This is a genomic window from Pseudomonas syringae group sp. J248-6 (genome assembly GCF_032586995.1).
Taxonomy (GTDB): domain Bacteria; phylum Pseudomonadota; class Gammaproteobacteria; order Pseudomonadales; family Pseudomonadaceae; genus Aquipseudomonas; species Aquipseudomonas amygdali.
Window position 1 is genome coordinate 175,362 of record NZ_JAWHOP010000001.1, and the last position, 16,461, is coordinate 191,822.

The following is a 16,461-nucleotide window of genomic DNA, read 5'->3' on the forward strand; positions in this document are numbered from 1 at the left end:
TCAGGCTACTGATCAAATTTGAAATATCTTGAAACATTCCTGTCACATCACGAGTCAATGGAATAACCCTCTTCAAGGTTTTCCGATGAAAACGCCTCGTCCCGACACACGCCTCAAATCCCTCATCAACCTGCGCAACCTGAAAATGGCGAGGTCTGCGCACGCGTTCGTTCGCGGCAATACCGCGCAGTTCTATGAGTGGCTTCACAGTCAGTCGGGCAGGCGTCTGCCCAGCGGTCCGCCGGTCTGGATCTGCGGGGATTGCCATGCCGGTAATCTGGGGCCCACAGGGGATTCGAGAGGGCGCATCGATATGCATATCCGCGACCTCGATCAAGCCGTCATCGGTAATCCGGCCCATGACCTGGTGAGGCTGGGGCTGTCGTTGGCGACGGCTGCTCGTGGCTCGGATCTACCCGGAGTGACCACGGCAAGAATGCTGGAAGAGATGATGCAGGGCTACGAAGAGGCTTTTATCGGCAACGACGATGAAGAGCCGGATCGTCCTGCGCAAGTGAAAGCGGGGATGCGCAGCGCGGTACAACGCACGTGGAAGCATCTGGCAAAGGAGCGTTTCGAAGGTACGCAACCGACCATTCCGCTGGGCAAACATTTCTGGCAACTGTCACGTGCGGAACGCGATGCAATCAAGGCGCTTTGTGAGACGCCGGAGATTCATGCGCTGGTGACATCGCTAAAAGGCAGGTCCCAGGATGACCGAGTGCGTTTACTCGACTCCGCCTACTGGGTAAAAGGCTGCAGCTCTCTGGGGCTGCTTCGCTATGCGGTGCTGATGGGTGTTGGCGATGAAGAGGATGAAGAGTTCTGCCTGCTCGACGTCAAGGAAGCCGTCGCCGCGGCGGCCCCACGTACTGCGAGGGCTCGCATGCCCAGAGACAATGGCAAACGGGTGGTGGAGGGCGCCCGGAACCTGTCGCCCGGTCTGGGTAGCCGAATGGTTGCCGTGCGAATGCTGGATCATTCGTTCTTCATCCGTGAGCTACTTCCTCAGGACATGAAGCTGGAACTTGATGAGCTCACTGAGCAAGAGGCCATGCAGGCCGCAGCTTATCTCGCCAAAGTTGTGGGTAAAGCCCACGCCAGACAGATGGATCTGGCCACACGTGCGGCGTGGATCAGGGACCTGCAAAGCAATCGATCCGATACCCTGGACGCGCCCTCCTGGCTATGGTCGAGCGTCGTTCAACTGGTCGGTAGTCACGAGCAAGGCTACCTTGAGCATTGCCGCCGTTACGCGCTGTAGCGGTTTCGCCGCAGAGCCAATAGACGGCAAAGCCGGGACGATTATCTATTGTGGCGCAGAATGGAAAAGTTTAGCGCCGCTGCCACCGAGAGCCATACCAGATAGGGAAACAAAATCAGCCCCGTAATGATGTCCAGCTGCAAGGCCATTACGATCATTGTGGCGACAACAATCCACAGCAAAGCAAGAATCACCATCGCCGCGACAATGCGGTTCGCACCAAAAAATACCGGTGTCCACAACGTGTTCAGTGCTATCTGAGCAGCCCACAGGGCAAGCACGATCTGGCTGCTGGGGAGCAGCGTCAGGCGATACCCTGCCCAGGCGAGGAGCAGGTAGATCACGGTCCACGCTACCGGAAATGCCCAGTTTGGCGGGGTGAAGCTCGGTTTCTGAAGGGATTCGTACCATGCTCCTGGTTTAAAGATGATGCCGGTTGCTGCGGCGGCGCTGCAGGCTAGAAGGAAGATCAAAAAGGTCATGGCTTTTCCTGGGTCGAAACGCTATAGGGCGGTGAGATGAGTGGCAATCTCAAGCTTGGACGCCTGCGCGCTGGAAAGGTCCGATCTTTTGAGTGGCAAGGTGAGGCCAGCGAAGCTGATTGAACAGTCAATGCCCTGCTGCGCTGGCCGAACCGTTGCGTTTGGTCAATAAGCCGCGACCATTCCATCCTTCCTGGGATCGGTCCCGCCCACATAGCCATGCGCCGTTCGCTGGATAATCTGCGCACCGCCGAAGGCAAATACGCCGCTTGGCTCTTCGACATCAATGTCGTGACCTTTGGCGCGCAGTGCTTTCACCACGTCAGGGTCAAACGCACGCTCCACCGCGACTTTCAGGCCGGTTTCGATCCTCCAGCGCGGCGCATCGGCAGCAGCTTGCGGGTTTTGCTTGTAGCGCAGGATGCGCATCATCATCTGCAAGTGGCCCTGCGCCTGCATCGGGCCGCCCATCAGCCCGAATGACATCAGCGGTGTGCCGTCGGCGTTCATGACAAAGCCAGGGATGATGGTGTGAAACGGACGCTTGCGCGGTGCAACGTAATTAACGTGCTGCGGGTCCAGGGAAAAGCCTGCGCCACGGTTCTGCATGCTGATGCCGGTGCCGGGTACAACGACACCCGAGCCGAAACCCATGTAGTTGGACTGGATGAACGAGATCATCATGCCGCTTTCATCCGCCGCTGACAGGTACACCGTACCGCCCGGTTTTGGCGAGCCGTGCCCGGGATTGGCGGCCTGATCAGTGACCAGTCCCGCGCGCTCCATCAGGTAGGCCTTACTCAGTAAATCCGCTGAAGGGACGCGCATGTGCTCGCTGTCGGCGACATGTTCGTCGAGGTCCGCCAAGGCCAGTTTCATTGCTTCCAGCACCGGGTGAACCGTTTCAAGACTGTCCACCGGGTGCTCGCCGACGCCCAGCGCTTCAAGCATGGTCAGGCCGGCAAGGGTGGCAATGCCCTGACCATTCGGCGGGAGTTCATGCACCACGGCGCCCGCGTATGGCACCGACAAAGTATCGATCCAGTCCACGGTGTGCGTGGCCAGATCGTCGAGGCTCATCACGCTGCCATTGGCGTTGGCATGGGCGATGATCGCCTGTGCCAGTTCGCCGCGATAGAACGCTTCGCCTTTGGTCCGGGCGATCAGTTCCAGCGTGCGAGCGTGGTCCTTGAGCTGGATTTTTTCTCCGGCCAAGGGGGCTTTGCCATCCGGCATGAAGCATTCGGCAAAGCCCGGTTGATCCTTGAGCAGGTGCGAGCCGCGTTTCCACAGCTCGGCGATAATCGGCGTTACCTGATAACCATCGCGGGCATAGCCAATCGCCGGTTCAGCCAGGGTAGCGAAGGGCAGCTTGCCGTAACGCTCGGACAGCGCCACCCAGGCCGAAACCGCCCCCGGTACGCTGACCGCAGGCCAGCCGCGTTGTGGCATCTGACTATGGCCTTCGAAATACTCAGGCGTCCAGGCTTGTGGCGCGCGGCCGGAAGCGTTCAAGCCTTGCAGCGTGCTGCCGTCCCAGACGATGGCGAAGGCGTCGCTGCCAATCCCGCAACCAGTGGGCTCTACCACGGTCAGCACCATGGCTGCTGCGATAGCGGCGTCGACCGCATTACCGCCACGGCGCAGCATGTCCAGCCCGGCCTGAGCGGCCAATGGCTGAGAGCAGGCGACCATGTTGTTGCCCATCACCGGCGAGCGCGCAGAAGCGTAAGGTTGGCTGTAATCCAGATCATCGAACATAAGCGTTTCTCTTGGCAGAAGACGAAAGGTTTAGCCCTTGGGGTCCAGCGCATCGCGCAGGCCGTCACCCAGCAGGTTGAAACACAGGACCGTGATGTAGATCGCCACACCTGGCGCAATCGACATCCACGGAGCCTGCTCCATGAAATTTTTCGCAGTATTGAGCATCGAGCCCCAGGACGGCGACGGCGGTTGCTGGCCCAGGCCGAGAAACGACAGGCTGGCTTCGGCCAGAATCGCCGAGGCGATGGTCAATGTGGCCTGTACCACCAGCGGCGACATCACGTTGGGCAGCACGTAACGCAGGATAATCCAGCGATCCGGCAGACCGATGGCGCGGGCACCTTCCAGGTAATCCTCATGCTTGATCGACAGCACCTGGCCACGGGTCAGCCGGGCAAAGATCGGCATCGCGGACAGGCCGATGGCGATCATCGCGTTGGTCAGGCTGGGGCCGAGAAAGGCGCCCAAAGCGATGGCCAGCACCAGAAACGGACAGGACAACAGCGCTTCCATGACCTGCGAGATGATCATGTCCAGCTTGCCACCGAAGTACCCGGCCAGCAGGCCCAGCGGCACGCCGATGAGCATGGCGATGGCTACTGAAACACCACCGGCCAGCAGCGAACTGCGTGCGCCATACAGCAAGCGTGAAAACAGATCGCGGCCCAGTTCGTCGGTGCCCATCCAGTAGATCAACGAGGGAGCCTTGCGTACCGCGAGAAAATTGGCCTTGAGCGGATCATGGGGCGCAATCCAGGGGGCCAGAATGGCCGCGAGGACAAACAGCAGCAACACCGCCGCGCCAATCACTGCGCCTTTGTTGGCGAGGAACTTCTTCAGAAAAGGCGAGCGACTGCGCGGCAGGATCGCGCTGTGCGGCAGGCTGGCAATAGCGGTCATCAGGCAGTCCTCAGGCGTGGGTTGATCAAGCGGTAGAGCACGTCGGCCAGCAGGTTCAACAGCAGAAAGCCAATCGCGACACACAACACCACGCCTTGCACCACGGCGTAGTCGCGGTTGAACACAGCGTCGACGATCATCTTGCCGAAACCTGGAATGCTGAACACTTGCTCGGTCAGCACCGCGCCGCCAAGCAATTCACCAAACAGCAGTGTCGTGAGGGTGACGATGGGCATCAGCGCGTTGCGCAACGCATGCTTGAGAATCACCGTGCGCGGGAACAGTCCTTTGGCACGAGCTGTGCGGACGTAGTCAGTGCGCAATACTTCCAGCATGGCGCTGCGGGTGTGACGCATGAGAATCCCCGAAAGCCCGGCACCCAGTACGAAGGCTGGCAGAATCAAGGTCTTCAGGTTTTGCCCGAAATCCTCGCCCATAGGCACGAAGCCGGAGGCGGGCAGCCACTGCAGTTTCACCGCAAAGATCATGATCAGCAGAATGCCCAGCCAGAAGTGCGGAATGGAAATCCCCGACAGCGCCACCACGTTGGCCCCGTAATCCACGGCGGTGCCTTTGCGCACCGCCGAAATGATCCCGGTGGGGATGCCAATCAACAGCGCAATCAGCAGGGCCAGCACGGCCAGTTCGATAGTCACCGGCAGTTTCGACGCCAGCAGCGTGGTCACCGGTTGCTCGGTGCGCAGCGATGTTCCCAGGTCGCCGGTCAGCACGTTGCCGACCCAGTTGAGGTACTGCAACGGGATCGGGTCATCGAGCCGGTATTTGTCGCGCAGGTATTCCATGACCGCTGGATCGCGTTCTTCCCCGGCCATGGCCAGCACCGGGTCACCCGGCAGCAGCTTCTGCAGGGTGAAGACGAATAGCGAAACCAGAATCAGCGTCGGTATTGAGCTGAGCAGGCGTCGCAGGATGAACATCAGCATACCGGAACCTCGCAGGTGCGCCCGTCAGTCATGGCTTGAACGCGACATTGGCCAGACGAATAAGGCCGTCCGGGTTAGGGACGAAACCGGTCACGTTGTTACGCATGGCAATGATCCGCGGGTCGAAATACAGGTAGGCGGTCGGTACTTCATCGGCCAGCAAGCGCAGCGCTTCGTTGTACAGCGCCTGGCGTTGTGCAACGTCGTTCACGGTGCGCGCCTTGTTCAACAGCTCGTCGAGCTTGGCGTTGCAGTATTTGCCGTCGTTCTGGCCACCCTTGCAGGTCACGAACTGATGGATATCGCCGTCCGGATCAGGGCGGCCCGACCAGGCGCTCATGCCGATCTGGAAGTTGCCGCTCGCCTGTTCGCTGAGCATCGTGGCGTATTCAGTGGCAATCAGATTGACCTTGAAGCCCGCTTCTTCAGCCATGGCCTGAATGATCTGCCCGACCTGTTGCGCGATAGGGTTGTTGGCCACTTTCAGGTCCACCGCCAACGGCAGTTTCACACCGGCCTGCGCCAGCAGCGCCTTGCTTTTCTCGACATCGCGGGCCGGGATCGGCAGGTCCTTGTCGTAATACGGGCTGTTTTTAGGGAACGGCTGAGCGCTAGGGGCGTACAGCCCCTCAAACACCACCTGGTTAATAGCATCGCGGTCGATAGACAGCTCAAAGGCTTTGCGTACGCGCTTGTCCTTACCCATCGGCGAGTTGGCTTTTTCACCGTTGCCGATGTTGAACATCAGTTGCATGTAGCCCAGGCCGGGTGTGTTGTAGATCGCCAGCTTGCTGTCACCCTTGACGGTCTTTACATCGGTAGGCGCAACGCGTTCGATAATGTCCAGGTCGCCGGAGCGCAGGTTGGCCAGGCGCACCGAGGTATCCGGAATCGGCAGGAACACCACTTTGTCGAAGTGATACGCCTGTTTATTCCAGTACTTGTCAAAACGCTCCAGCACGATTCGATCCTGCTGCACGCGCTGCACGAATTTGTAAGGGCCGGAGCAGACCGGGTTGGAGGCGAACTCGCCTCGCGCAGCTTTCGGCGCGAGCATCATTCCGGCGCGGTCCGACAGCTGTGAAACCAGCGTGGCATCGGCCTGCTTGAGCTTGATGGCGACGGTTTTTGCGTCTATCACCTCGACGCTGTCCACCGAGGCCAGCTCGCTTTTGCGCAGGGAGTCTGGGAGAGTGCGGGCGCGGTCGAGGTTGAACTTCACCGAGGCCGCATCAAAAGGTTCACCATCGTGGTACGTCACGCCATCGCGCAACGTCATGGTCAGGGTTTTACCGTCTTCGCTCCAGTTCCAGGCGGTGGCCAGTTGCGGCGAGTAGGTCAGGTCCGGGTTGACGTCCACCAGTTTGTCGCACAGCGCGGTGTAGACCAGGCGGCCGGAGTAGGTGCGCGAACGATGCGGATCAAGCACATCGGGATCGTCCTGAATGCCGATGCGCAACGTCGATTCGGCAAAGGCAGCGTTGGCGGCCAGCAATAACAATGTTCCTGTCACGACGCGTGCGATTTTCATGGCTGGCTCTCCACTGCAAGGGATTGATGGTGCTTGAACAGATTCAGGCGCTGGGTGTAGGCAGCGCTGGGTGTCGGAAGGATCAGCGTGGCGCTGCCTGCGTTGGCAATTTCACGCCAGAAGTGGCAGGCGACCTGGCGTTCGGCCTCGACTGTCTCCATGACCGGCACAGCTTCCTTGCACAGCGCACGGGCATGCGGGCATCGGCTATGAAAACGGCAACCCGAAGGCGGGCGGCTGGGGCTGGGCATATCGCCGCCGAGCAGCGGACGCGGCTGGCGCAGGTCAGGGTGGCTGACCGGCACAGCGGCCATCAGCGCCTGGGTATAAGGGTGCAAAGGGTTTTCGAACAGCGCGTCGACCGGCGCCAGTTCGACGATTTCACCCAGGTACATCACCGCCACGCGGTCGCTCATATGGCGGATCACGGCCAGTCCGTGGGCGACAATCACCAGGGTCAGGCCGAACTGGTGCTTGAGGTCTTCGAGCAGGTTGACCACTTGAGCCTGAACTGAAACGTCCAGCGCCGAGACCGGCTCGTCACCGAGGATCAAGCGCGGCTCGGAAGCCAGTGCGCGGGCAATGCCGATGCGTTGGCGCTGACCACCGGAGAATTCATGGGGATGCCGGCCACCGTGTTCCGGAGCAAGACCTACCGTGCGCAACAACTCGGCGACTTTAGCCTGACGGTCGCTGCGGCTGGCCTGGCTGTGCAGCCAGATCGGTTCGCCAACGATGGATTCCACGGTCATGCGTGGGTTCAGCGAGGCGAACGGGTCCTGAAAGATGATCTGTAAGTCACGGCGTACCTGACGCAGCTTTTCCGGTGTCAGGTTGGCCAGGTTGCGGCCCTCGTAAATCACGTCACCCGCAGTCGGTTGCAGCAGGTTGAGCAGCAAGCGGCCAAGAGTGGATTTACCCGAGCCGGACTCGCCTACCAACGCCAGTGTCTCGCCCTTGCGGACTGACAGGTTGACCTGATTGACGGCCTGTACCGGTGGCTTCTTCGGCTGCAAAAGGCCGCTTTCCACGGCAAAGTGCTTGCTCAGGCCGATGCCTTCCAGAATGGGTTTCTGCGCGTTGCTGTCGGGGCTGACGCGCCCGGCGATATCTGGTCTGGAAAGGTTCACGCACTGACTCCCACATGCTGTTCCAAAGGCGCACGGATGCACGCGGCGAAGTGTCCGGGAGACAACTCAAGCAGCGGCGGGCGTTCGTCTCGGCATTGCTGGATCACGAACGGGCAGCGCCCGGCGAAGCGGCAACCGCCCGGCATTTCTGCTGGCGTAGGCACTCGGCCGTTAATCGTTGCCAGGCGTCCCTCACGAGGACCAATCGATGGCATCGAGCCCATCAGGCCGACGGTATATGGGTGCTGCGGATCGTCGAACAGGGTTTTCACCGGGCCGCTTTCCACGACACGTCCGGCATACATGACCATGACGTCATCAGCGACCTCGGCCACTACACCCAGATCGTGGGTGATCAGAATCATCGCTGTGCCGGTCTCGGTCTGCAGGTTGGCGATCAGCGAGAGGATCTGCGCCTGAATGGTCACGTCCAGCGCAGTCGTCGGTTCATCCGCGATGATCAGCGCCGGGTCATTGGCCAGCGCCATGGCAATCATGGCCCGTTGCCGCATGCCACCCGAGAGTTCATGCGGGTAAGCGTCCAGCCGCTGGCGAGCGTCCGGCACGCGGACCTTTTCCAGCATGTCCAGAGCCCGCTGGCGGGCAGCCTTGTCTGAAAGGCCCTGATGACGCATCACGCTTTCGGCGATCTGCTCGCCGATGGTGAAAACCGGATTGAGGGAAGTCATCGGCTCCTGGAAGATCATCGCCATGCGGTTGCCGCGCACGTCGAGCAGGCGCTCTTCGGACATGCCCAGCAAGGCTTCATCGATCAGCAGCGAGTCGCTGGCGTCTACCCTGGCTGTCGTCGGCAACAGGCCCATCAGGCCCATTGAGGTCACGCTCTTGCCGCAGCCGGACTCGCCGACGATGGCCAGGGTCTTGCCGCGCTTGACGGAAAACGACACGCCGTCGACTACATTGGCGGGCGCACCGGCAAAGCGGACGGTCAGGTCGCTGATGCTGAGCACCGTGCCGTCGCCGTTTTCTGTGAGGTGGGCAGTGGCGCTCATAGGCTGGCCTCCAGGTCTTGGTTGATGACGGTGTTCAGGGCCTGTTGCAGCGCACGTAAATGGCCGCGCATGGCGGTGGCGGCTTTGATCGGATCGCGGCTTTCAATGGCGCTGACAATGTCGTCGTGATCGTGGCTGTAAGTGTCGAGGCGGTCGGCATTGCGCGCCCGGTGACGCAAGTCGCGCCAAGCGGGGTCCAGACGGATCGCATCGAGCATTTCGAAGATGTCCAGCATCAGCCGATTACCCGCGGCTTCGGCAATGGCGCGGTGCAGGGCGCTGTCCCACAGTTCAATACCTTCAGCATCAGTCTGCTCGGCGACCTGCTGGCGAGTGGTGCGCTCGGCAAGGCGGCGCAGAATCGCCATCTGTTCACCATTGGCCCGTACCGCTGCCAGTGAAGCAAGTGCTGGCTCCAGGTGCAGGCGCGCTTCCATGACCTCAGTAAAATTGGTCCGGCCGGAGAGCCGCGCGAAGCTCATGGCGGCGCTGGGTGGTGTAGGTCCGACAAAGGTTCCTTTACCTTGCCGGCGCCAGACCTGGCCTTCTGCTTCCAGCACCGACAGGGCGCGACGAACTGCGCGTCGGCTAACCCCGAAATCGGCCGCCAGATCCCGCTCGGTAGGCAATGCCCGCTGGGGGAAGGCTGCATGCTGAGCAACGATCTGCCGCAAGGCATCCAGTGCCAGTTTCGAAGAGTTGTCGATAGAGACGTCAGGATCGAACCTTTGCATCGTGGTACTCACACCAGACCAGACCAGAAAAAGATGCCCTGAGCTGCTTATAAGCAGACATTCAGGGCAAAGGGACCGGTGCAAGAGCGATGCCAATGAAAATTGGTTCGACCAACTTCCAGTTGCAGGACGCCTCCCAATTGCAGGCGATCAAGCCTGGCGCGCCAATGTTCAAAGGTTCGGCTGATCGGTTGCAGGCATGGAAGAGGATTGGTTCGCAGGTCTGTGAACCAATTTTGCGAAGGGGGCGTTTTTTTTTGCATCAATGCGGGCATAGTGCGCCAGTGAGGCGCGCATTCTGCGGGGAGACTCTGGCATGGCGTTAAAAAATGCATCGATCGCTTTGCTGTTACTGGTATTGGCGGCTGGCGTCGGAACTTTCCTCCTGGTGAATGAAGTGCAACAAGGGGGAGCGTTATCATTAATAGCCAATGCGCACATTGATGGCTTGATCAGGGAGCCTTTGCTGCTCAGCGTCCGCTTGCCCGATGGTTCAAGTGCGCTTCTCGATGCTTTTGTCACGCGACCGGAGAAGCCCGGGCGCTGGCCAGTTGCTCTAATCACTCATGGCACTAACGGTGATTCGAGCGACCGCACCAAAAGCCCCAATCTTTTTTCGTCCGCGGCTACCGTATTTGCCCGTCATGGTTATGCAGCGGTAGTGGTAATGCGTCAGGGATATGGACAATCGTCAGGTTTCAGCGAAAAGCGTGATGGAACATGCCTCAGTCCCCATCATGCCAGGGCCGGCAGAATTGCAGCTGATGATCTCATTGCAGCGTTGCAAGCCATTCAGCGGGCGTCATGGTCGTTACCGGATGAGGCCGTATTGATTGGCGTATCGTCCGGAGGATTCTCGGTGCTGGCGGCGGGCGCGTCCAACCCACCGGGCATACGGGCGATAATAAATTTCGACGGTGGGCGCGGGGCCAAGGGAGACGGCAATGTTTGCGGCAAGGAGCAACTTCTAACGGCTATTAAAACTTACGGGAGCCTCTCGCGACTGCCTACCTTATGGATGTACGCCACCAACGATAAAGTATTTCCACTGCCACTCGGCGAAGAGTTTTTTGCAAGCTACATCGATCATGGAGGACGTGGAGAGTTTTTCCAGGCTCCGGCATTTGGTGAGGATGGTCACACGTTCTTTGAATGGGCGCCTGAAGAAATATGGTGGGGCAGGGTGGCTGATTTTCTGGATAAGAACAGGCTGCCGAGTGATGAGATCATTTCTGCACCTGTCCCGGATCTGGAACCGCCCGAGGGCTTGGCCACATCAGGGAAAGCGTCTTTTCAAAAATATCTGAACAGCCAGGTGTATGAAAAAGCTTTCGCGACCAATGGAGCAGGTGTCTGGGCCTGGAGCGGGGGGCATCGCAGTCAGGATCAAGCAGGCAAAAAAGCGCTAACTCGCTGCGAGAAGATGACACTCGCAAAAAAGGGGTTGCCTTGTACGGTCTATGCAGTAGGTAACACGCTGGTTAACGCGCAGAGAAAGTAAGTTATTTTTTATGAGGACTTCGCGACATCACTTCGCCGCGAGTTGTTGGGCCTGCTGCAACTCGTCGGGTGATATCTTATTCTCGCGTGCCTGTTTTACCAGGGCGTTGTTGGCAGTCGCGAGGCCAGCGTTGAGGGTTGATATCTCCGTGACCAATGCGCCGATTTTGGATTTTTTGATCTCGGGGTCCATATTCTGATCCGCCATGAGCGCCTGTAACTCCTGCTGTTTCTCCTCAATTTGTCGCTTCAGCTCGCGGATCATCTTGAGGGTTTTTTGCGTCTGGTCTGGTAAGCCGCTTGATTCAATATCGGCATTCGACTTTGCCTGTGGCTTCTTGTCGTCGGCTGATTTCTGAATACTTGCCCCAGACAATGAGACCTTTACCCCTTCGGCAGGAATTGCAGTTGTAGCTGCAGAAGACGACTCAAGCGATTCATCTGTAACGTTGGCACTGTCAGGCCTGGGCGCAGGGACAACCGTTGGCGTGTAGCTAAAATTCGAGAACTGAGTGGTGATGTTCAACGTATATGCCTCATGAGATGTCCGCAGTACGCCATTGGTACGGAAATGTAGCAAAACGTATCATTACTGAATCATCGGCCGATCCTAGCAAATCTTTAGGTTCCGGGAGTGCGCCGATTATGATTCAAGCGCAAACGCCAACGACGTTCGCGACGGCTCGACATTGACGGCTGTGCTGCCCAATCGGCTGCGGCACAACGGCACTATTCCGGTAAATCGATTTGAATGGCGCGGGTGCCGATCTCTGCGCCGGTCTCGGCATCGATCACTACAGGCTTTACGTCAGTTCCGGTCTCGGCGTCTTTGAACCAGACCAGCTTGCCTTCTCCGCGGTGCTTTCGTCCCCAGGCTGCTATCGCAAAAAGCACCGGCCAATAGTCGCGCCCAGCCTCGGTCAGCACGTACTCATCACGCGGTGGGCGCTCTGAATAACGACGCTTTTCGAGTAGCTTTTCCTCTGTGAGGGTTTCGAGACGTTTAGTCAGCATGGTCGGGGCGATACCGAGGCTCTTCTTGAACTGATCAAAGCGCGTCAATCCTGAATTAGCATCTCGCAAAATCAACATCGACCAAGTGTCGCCCAGAACGGCCAAGCTCCGAGCAATAGGGCATGTGCCTTGAGTTGGGTCTTTAGTGTTCATATCATTTCCGTATTAACTAAATACTGAAACGATACTATCAGGTGTACAGCCACTAGTCCAACAGGGTTTTGACTCGTGAAAAGTCACCCATTCAAGGCGTGGGGAGGGCAGAAATCCAATGGCTCCCGATCCCCAGGCTGAAGCGCGTCAGGATCGCAACACCGCGCCCCCAACGAACAGAGGTTTGAGCTGACAGGTAGGTGGGAAAAGATTTTTCACTGTCAGTATCATTTCGGTATTGACTAGGTACTGAATCGATACTATCGTTCATCCATCAGCCTCACCTCAGAAAACAGACGCGATCAGTGACGCTCAAATCGCTAAAAAAACTGGGGCAGGGGGTCGACATCAAAGTATGACGCAATCCCAAAAACCACCGACCGTGATCTTGCGGTCTGTTAAAACACGCCCACGAGAATACTAAGATGAAAAAAACAGTTTTGGTTACCGGCGCATCGTCTGGCTTTGGATTGATTCTTGCCAATAGCCTGCACAAACAGGGCTATGAGGTGATCGGCACCAGCCGAGAGCCCCAAAAGTACGCAAGCAAAGTACCTTTCAAACTCTTGCAACTGAACATTGATGATGATGTTTCAATTGCGTCATTTGTCACAGACCTGTTCAAGCATATCAAGCGGCTCGACGTTCTCGTGAATAATGCTGGCTATATGGTCACGGGCATAGCGGAAGAGACCTCTATTGAACTGGGCCGCCAACAGTTGGAGACAAATTTCTGGGGCACCGTGAAGGTAACCAACGCTTTGCTTCCTTATTTTCGAGCACAGAAAGGAGGGAAGATCATCACGGTCAGTTCTATTGTAGGCCTGATCGGTCCTCCCAACCTTTCTTACTACACAGCTTCAAAGCACGCTGTCCAAGGCTATTTCAAGTCTCTGCGATTCGAGCTGGATCAATTTAACATCAAGGTCAGCATGGTTGAGCCGGTCTGGTTCAAAACGAATCTGGGCGCACATGCTGTATCGGCAGAAGGAACCCGAATTGCCGATTACAACAACTACAGAAGGCAGGTTGAAGCAGCAACCCAAAAAGGTATTGATGCAGCAGAAAAGCCCGATGCTGTTATCAAAAAAATCAATAGCTTGATCGAAGCAAAGAATCCTAAATTCAGCAATCCTGTCGGCAAAATGACTGGAATGATTTTGTTCTTACAGAGTTACCTGCCCAGCATGTTTGAAGGCTCAATTCTTAAGAGCGTGAAAACAGCTTAAACTCTGACGTTTAAAAGCAAAACAAGTCTTTAGCCAGAAAATAAATTCACGTACGTGCTGATGGTGGTTAATGTTTGGCAACGGCCAGGTGATCAGTCACGTCTCCAGTATGGGTTTTAAAATGAAATACTACTTTTGCAAGTTCGTACCGCCGCGCGCTGATTTTCTGAGCACCTTGTCTCCCGAAGAAAAAAGCTTGATGCAGTTGCACGGTGACTATTTGAACGCTCTTCTCGAAAAAGGAGTGATCGTCGCCCACGGGCCTGTACTTGAACCCCCGATAGGATACGGAATGTCTCTTTTTCAAATCGGAGAAGACGTTGAAATTGCTTCCTTTACCTCTGAGGACCCGATTGTGAAAAATGGTGTCGGCCATTATGAACATTATGCAATGCCACATTTGAAATACCGTGACCAAGAAAAAACGTCAGACTGAACTGCGTCACCGAGCAGGTGCAGGGGTTTCTCGCATAGGGCTTCAGCCAGTCTGAACGTTCTTCGTATCTAAAGGAATGCTGGAGCTTGACCCAAGATTTCCTTATACAACATTTAAGAAGGCGTCTAAAAAGGGACTGGCAGATAGCTATGGAACCAGGTACGAGTTGAACAGCGGCCTGTAGGGGCGTGTTCCATCCCTACAGGCCACGAAATCGTCAACCGTTACGTTGCGTGATGGCGGACTCAATCCAGTTCGCGAGGTTCGCCGAGATGTCATTGTAAGCATCAGAAGATTTAGGGTTGAAAACCAGAGGTTTCACTACCTTGTCACCTGTCTTGAAAGTGTATAGGTCGAAAGGGTTCGCACCTTGGCTGGACGTTCCTTTATTCGGGCACGAGAGGTTGTGAATATAGACGCCGAGCAAAGCTTTACCTTCTCCCCAAGCTTTTTTGATCTCGTACTGAACCCAAGGACGCTTGGACGTATCGCTACCTATGAGCACTACGACACAGGACTTCCCGCTCATGTTTTCTTCGATCCAAGCCTTGATCGCGGCGTCACCCTTCTTCTTAACTTCCTCCCAAGTGTTGGCGGTAACCGCTGCGTTGCCTTCAATGACCCCCATGTTGCGGATCTGCTGGACACGCATGACATCGTTGTCGAAATGGAAGCTGTAGAACACCTTACGTTTTGCCATGTTTATTTCCCTAGGCGGTTAAGAATTGCGACGATTTTGATAATAATTTCTTTGCGTTTGATCTGTGGGTCGCAGATCTCTTCGATCAGTGGGCGCATCCACTCAACACCTTGGAAGAGCTCATCTCTTGCGGAAATCATTTGCCAGACTGATTGAGCCGCGAATCCTGTGGCGCCAACCGGAATGATGACGCACCCCTTGTCTATGGCGATCTGCGCCTCCCTGATTACGCCGCCTGCTTCAATGATCTTGCCTTCTGCGCTTCGCTTGTTGCCAAACACAAAAATGGCAATGCCGGTCAGCCCGATCATGCGTTGGCGGTATTGCTCCCAGAGCTGTTGCAAGTCTGCAGCCTTCGTCGCTACCTGCGGAAAAGGCCGCATGATCAACTGGTCTTCAGAGAATTTCTCAGGATTGGCGTAGATCGCTTCCAGCGCACCGTTGATTACTGCGCTACCCACGCCCCAGCCGAAACCATTTACAACGCGTAGGTTATTCTTGACCAGAGAGGCGGAGAGGGTATGGATGAATTCCTGAGCTTCCTGCTGACCCCATTCGCCGAAATCTTCGGCACTGCCAGATATGAACACCGTCTTCTTCAGGAAGCGGCTTTCGATTTCCTGCAAAATGACAGGCACGTCCTCATAATTGTCGATAAGCAATGACTGAATACCGTAACGCTTCAGGTCGTCGATACGCAGATCCTGTTTGCGGCGCTTGTAGGCCTTGACTTCATCATCGTCTTTGGGGGCGATCGGTTCCCGGCGGACAAAGCAGTAGTGGTTGCGTTTGGTAGTGGTGTGGAGGCGGCTAAGCACGTAGTCCAGATTCGGATCAGTAAAGCTGAAGCCGATAAACAGGAAAGTCTTGGAGACAAGGTCACCACTCAAGGCCGTAACAAAGGCCTCATGCGTGCGGTAGTAACGCTCGTACTGTTCTTTGTAGAGAACGGCGTCGTTCGGGTGATGGGCGTCACCGTGCATCTTGTACACCACCGCATCTCGCTTCGGCCGGGTCGTGTTGAGTTGCGCAACGCTGTGCTTGACGTCCGGAACCTTAAAGGTGCGTTTCAACGCATCTTCGACAAGAGTGTCGTAATTCGTTGTCCAGTACGTGCGAATTGGCAAGCGGGCCAGGATCTCATGGGTCGTCGATGGTTCAGCCTGTTCGGAAAACTCTTCCAGGATTTTTCGAGAAAGCTTCGCTGGGCCTTTGAGTTTGTTCACGTGAAATTGCGCTAGAGAAATCAGGTCGTCCTCTTGCTCGATCTTCAGATCCAGCTCGTCCGCGATATCTCTCAGCAACTCTTTCCAATCAACAAAACCGGCACCCTTTGACATGCCCGCGCCAGCAAAGACCGCAGCATTGTCCTCACTTAAATCTTTGACAAATTCTTTGATAAACGAATTGATTTCGCCAGAGAAGGCCATTTCACGTCCTTAACGTCGATCACCTTGAAAGCCCTGCTCGCGGCCAGCTTCGCCTCAGACTGTCAGTCTGCGAGCACAACATGCTGTCTAAAACTTTGTCAGGAATTGTTCACCGTGACTGCCCGCGCTCACGTGGAGTGTCTACGAGCAAGGCTTTGGTCAATGTTTAGCCTTGATGGGATCCAATTCATGATTGCGGAATGTACTCGCAATAATGTCGAAAGGCTACTGTTGGAA

At 56.7% G+C, this 16,461-nt stretch carries 16 protein-coding genes; 4 read left to right on the top strand and 12 right to left on the bottom strand.

Features of this window, described 5'->3' with window-relative positions:
- Window positions 1-85 precede the first annotated feature (85 nt).
- Entirely contained in the window at window positions 86-1,264 is a 1,179-nt protein-coding gene (locus RYC17_RS00310; protein ID WP_005777311.1) for a DUF2252 domain-containing protein, read from the top strand.
- Window positions 1,265-1,305: 41 nt separating this feature from the next.
- Here the strand turns inward: RYC17_RS00310 and tspO are convergent, their stop codons facing one another.
- The 8 genes from tspO to RYC17_RS00350 all read right to left on the bottom strand — a co-directional run bounded on the left by tspO (window position 1,306) and on the right by RYC17_RS00350 (window position 9,762).
- Entirely contained in the window at window positions 1,306-1,746 is a 441-nt protein-coding gene (gene tspO, locus RYC17_RS00315) for a tryptophan-rich sensory protein TspO (protein WP_122259903.1), read from the bottom strand.
- 165 nt (window positions 1,747-1,911) lie between these two features.
- Window positions 1,912-3,507 (bottom strand): gamma-glutamyltransferase family protein, encoded by a 1,596-nt coding sequence (locus tag RYC17_RS00320; RefSeq protein WP_316902101.1) that lies wholly within the window; start codon window positions 3,505-3,507, stop codon window positions 1,912-1,914.
- Window positions 3,508-3,537: 30 nt separating this feature from the next.
- Complete coding sequence (locus tag RYC17_RS00325) at window positions 3,538-4,410, bottom strand: ABC transporter permease (protein ID WP_058409142.1); 873 nt, start codon at window positions 4,408-4,410, stop codon at window positions 3,538-3,540.
- Complete coding sequence (locus RYC17_RS00330) at window positions 4,410-5,354, bottom strand: ABC transporter permease (RefSeq protein WP_316902103.1); 945 nt, start codon at window positions 5,352-5,354, stop codon at window positions 4,410-4,412. The genes RYC17_RS00325 and RYC17_RS00330 overlap by 1 nt, the downstream gene beginning before the upstream one ends.
- Window positions 5,355-5,382: 28 nt before the next feature.
- Entirely contained in the window at window positions 5,383-6,885 is a 1,503-nt protein-coding gene (locus tag RYC17_RS00335) for an ABC transporter substrate-binding protein (protein WP_316902105.1), read from the bottom strand.
- The gene (locus RYC17_RS00340; RefSeq protein WP_057441297.1) at window positions 6,882-8,015 is read right to left on the bottom strand and encodes an ABC transporter ATP-binding protein; all 1,134 of its coding nucleotides are present in this window, start codon (window positions 8,013-8,015) and stop codon (window positions 6,882-6,884) included. Before RYC17_RS00340 ends, RYC17_RS00335 begins: the two co-directional genes overlap by 4 nt.
- Window positions 8,012-9,028 (bottom strand): ABC transporter ATP-binding protein, encoded by a 1,017-nt coding sequence (locus RYC17_RS00345; protein WP_058402943.1) that lies wholly within the window; start codon window positions 9,026-9,028, stop codon window positions 8,012-8,014. Before RYC17_RS00345 ends, RYC17_RS00340 begins: the two co-directional genes overlap by 4 nt.
- Window positions 9,025-9,762, bottom strand: coding sequence for a FadR/GntR family transcriptional regulator (locus RYC17_RS00350; protein WP_054072536.1), 738 nt, complete (start codon window positions 9,760-9,762; stop codon window positions 9,025-9,027). The genes RYC17_RS00345 and RYC17_RS00350 overlap by 4 nt, the downstream gene beginning before the upstream one ends.
- A gap of 316 nt (window positions 9,763-10,078) precedes the next feature.
- Here RYC17_RS00350 and RYC17_RS00355 point away from each other — a divergent pair, with 316 nt between their 5' ends.
- Window positions 10,079-11,263: a dienelactone hydrolase family protein gene (locus tag RYC17_RS00355; RefSeq protein WP_316902108.1), complete on the top strand. Its 1,185-nt coding sequence runs from the start codon at window positions 10,079-10,081 to the stop codon at window positions 11,261-11,263.
- A gap of 27 nt (window positions 11,264-11,290) precedes the next feature.
- Here RYC17_RS00355 and RYC17_RS00360 read toward each other — a convergent pair whose 3' ends face one another.
- Both RYC17_RS00360 and RYC17_RS00365 read right to left on the bottom strand, forming a co-directional pair.
- Window positions 11,291-11,788, bottom strand: a complete 498-nt coding sequence (locus tag RYC17_RS00360) for a hypothetical protein (protein ID WP_316902109.1) — start codon at window positions 11,786-11,788, stop codon at window positions 11,291-11,293.
- A gap of 203 nt (window positions 11,789-11,991) precedes the next feature.
- Window positions 11,992-12,429, bottom strand: a complete 438-nt coding sequence (locus tag RYC17_RS00365; RefSeq protein WP_058402940.1) for a winged helix-turn-helix transcriptional regulator — start codon at window positions 12,427-12,429, stop codon at window positions 11,992-11,994.
- Between the two features lie 425 nt (window positions 12,430-12,854).
- Between RYC17_RS00365 and RYC17_RS00370 the strand changes: the two genes are divergently transcribed.
- Both RYC17_RS00370 and RYC17_RS00375 read left to right on the top strand, forming a co-directional pair.
- Entirely contained in the window at window positions 12,855-13,658 is an 804-nt protein-coding gene (locus tag RYC17_RS00370; protein ID WP_316902111.1) for an SDR family NAD(P)-dependent oxidoreductase, read from the top strand.
- Between the two features lie 70 nt (window positions 13,659-13,728).
- Entirely contained in the window at window positions 13,729-14,094 is a 366-nt protein-coding gene (locus tag RYC17_RS00375) for a YciI family protein (RefSeq protein WP_230016220.1), read from the top strand.
- Between the two features lie 217 nt (window positions 14,095-14,311).
- Here RYC17_RS00375 and RYC17_RS00380 read toward each other — a convergent pair whose 3' ends face one another.
- Together RYC17_RS00380 and RYC17_RS00385 are read right to left on the bottom strand one after the other, a co-directional pair.
- On the bottom strand, window positions 14,312-14,794 hold the full coding sequence (locus RYC17_RS00380; protein ID WP_122280465.1) for a TIR domain-containing protein: 483 nt from the start codon (window positions 14,792-14,794) through the stop codon (window positions 14,312-14,314).
- Window positions 14,795-14,796: 2 nt separating this feature from the next.
- On the bottom strand, window positions 14,797-16,224 hold the full coding sequence (locus RYC17_RS00385; RefSeq protein ID WP_058409529.1) for an SIR2 family protein: 1,428 nt from the start codon (window positions 16,222-16,224) through the stop codon (window positions 14,797-14,799).
- Window positions 16,225-16,461: the final 237 nt, after the last annotated feature.

Coding starts and splice junctions, on each gene's coding strand:
- RYC17_RS00380 (WP_122280465.1), bottom strand. CDS start 14,794: ATGGCAAAACGTAAGGTGTTCTACAGCTTCCATTTCGACAACGATGTC.
- RYC17_RS00345 (WP_058402943.1), bottom strand. CDS start 9,028: ATGAGCGCCACTGCCCACCTCACAGAAAACGGCGACGGCACGGTGCTC.
- RYC17_RS00330 (WP_316902103.1), bottom strand. CDS start 5,354: ATGCTGATGTTCATCCTGCGACGCCTGCTCAGCTCAATACCGACGCTG.
- RYC17_RS00385 (WP_058409529.1), bottom strand. CDS start 16,224: ATGGCCTTCTCTGGCGAAATCAATTCGTTTATCAAAGAATTTGTCAAA.
- RYC17_RS00370 (WP_316902111.1), top strand. CDS start 12,855: ATGAAAAAAACAGTTTTGGTTACCGGCGCATCGTCTGGCTTTGGATTG.
- RYC17_RS00375 (WP_230016220.1), top strand. CDS start 13,729: ATGTTTGGCAACGGCCAGGTGATCAGTCACGTCTCCAGTATGGGTTTT.
- RYC17_RS00325 (WP_058409142.1), bottom strand. CDS start 4,410: ATGACCGCTATTGCCAGCCTGCCGCACAGCGCGATCCTGCCGCGCAGT.
- RYC17_RS00310 (WP_005777311.1), top strand. CDS start 86: ATGAAAACGCCTCGTCCCGACACACGCCTCAAATCCCTCATCAACCTG.
- tspO (WP_122259903.1), bottom strand. CDS start 1,746: ATGACCTTTTTGATCTTCCTTCTAGCCTGCAGCGCCGCCGCAGCAACC.
- RYC17_RS00335 (WP_316902105.1), bottom strand. CDS start 6,885: ATGAAAATCGCACGCGTCGTGACAGGAACATTGTTATTGCTGGCCGCC.
- RYC17_RS00350 (WP_054072536.1), bottom strand. CDS start 9,762: ATGCAAAGGTTCGATCCTGACGTCTCTATCGACAACTCTTCGAAACTG.
- RYC17_RS00365 (WP_058402940.1), bottom strand. CDS start 12,429: ATGAACACTAAAGACCCAACTCAAGGCACATGCCCTATTGCTCGGAGC.
- RYC17_RS00320 (WP_316902101.1), bottom strand. CDS start 3,507: ATGTTCGATGATCTGGATTACAGCCAACCTTACGCTTCTGCGCGCTCG.
- RYC17_RS00355 (WP_316902108.1), top strand. CDS start 10,079: ATGGCGTTAAAAAATGCATCGATCGCTTTGCTGTTACTGGTATTGGCG.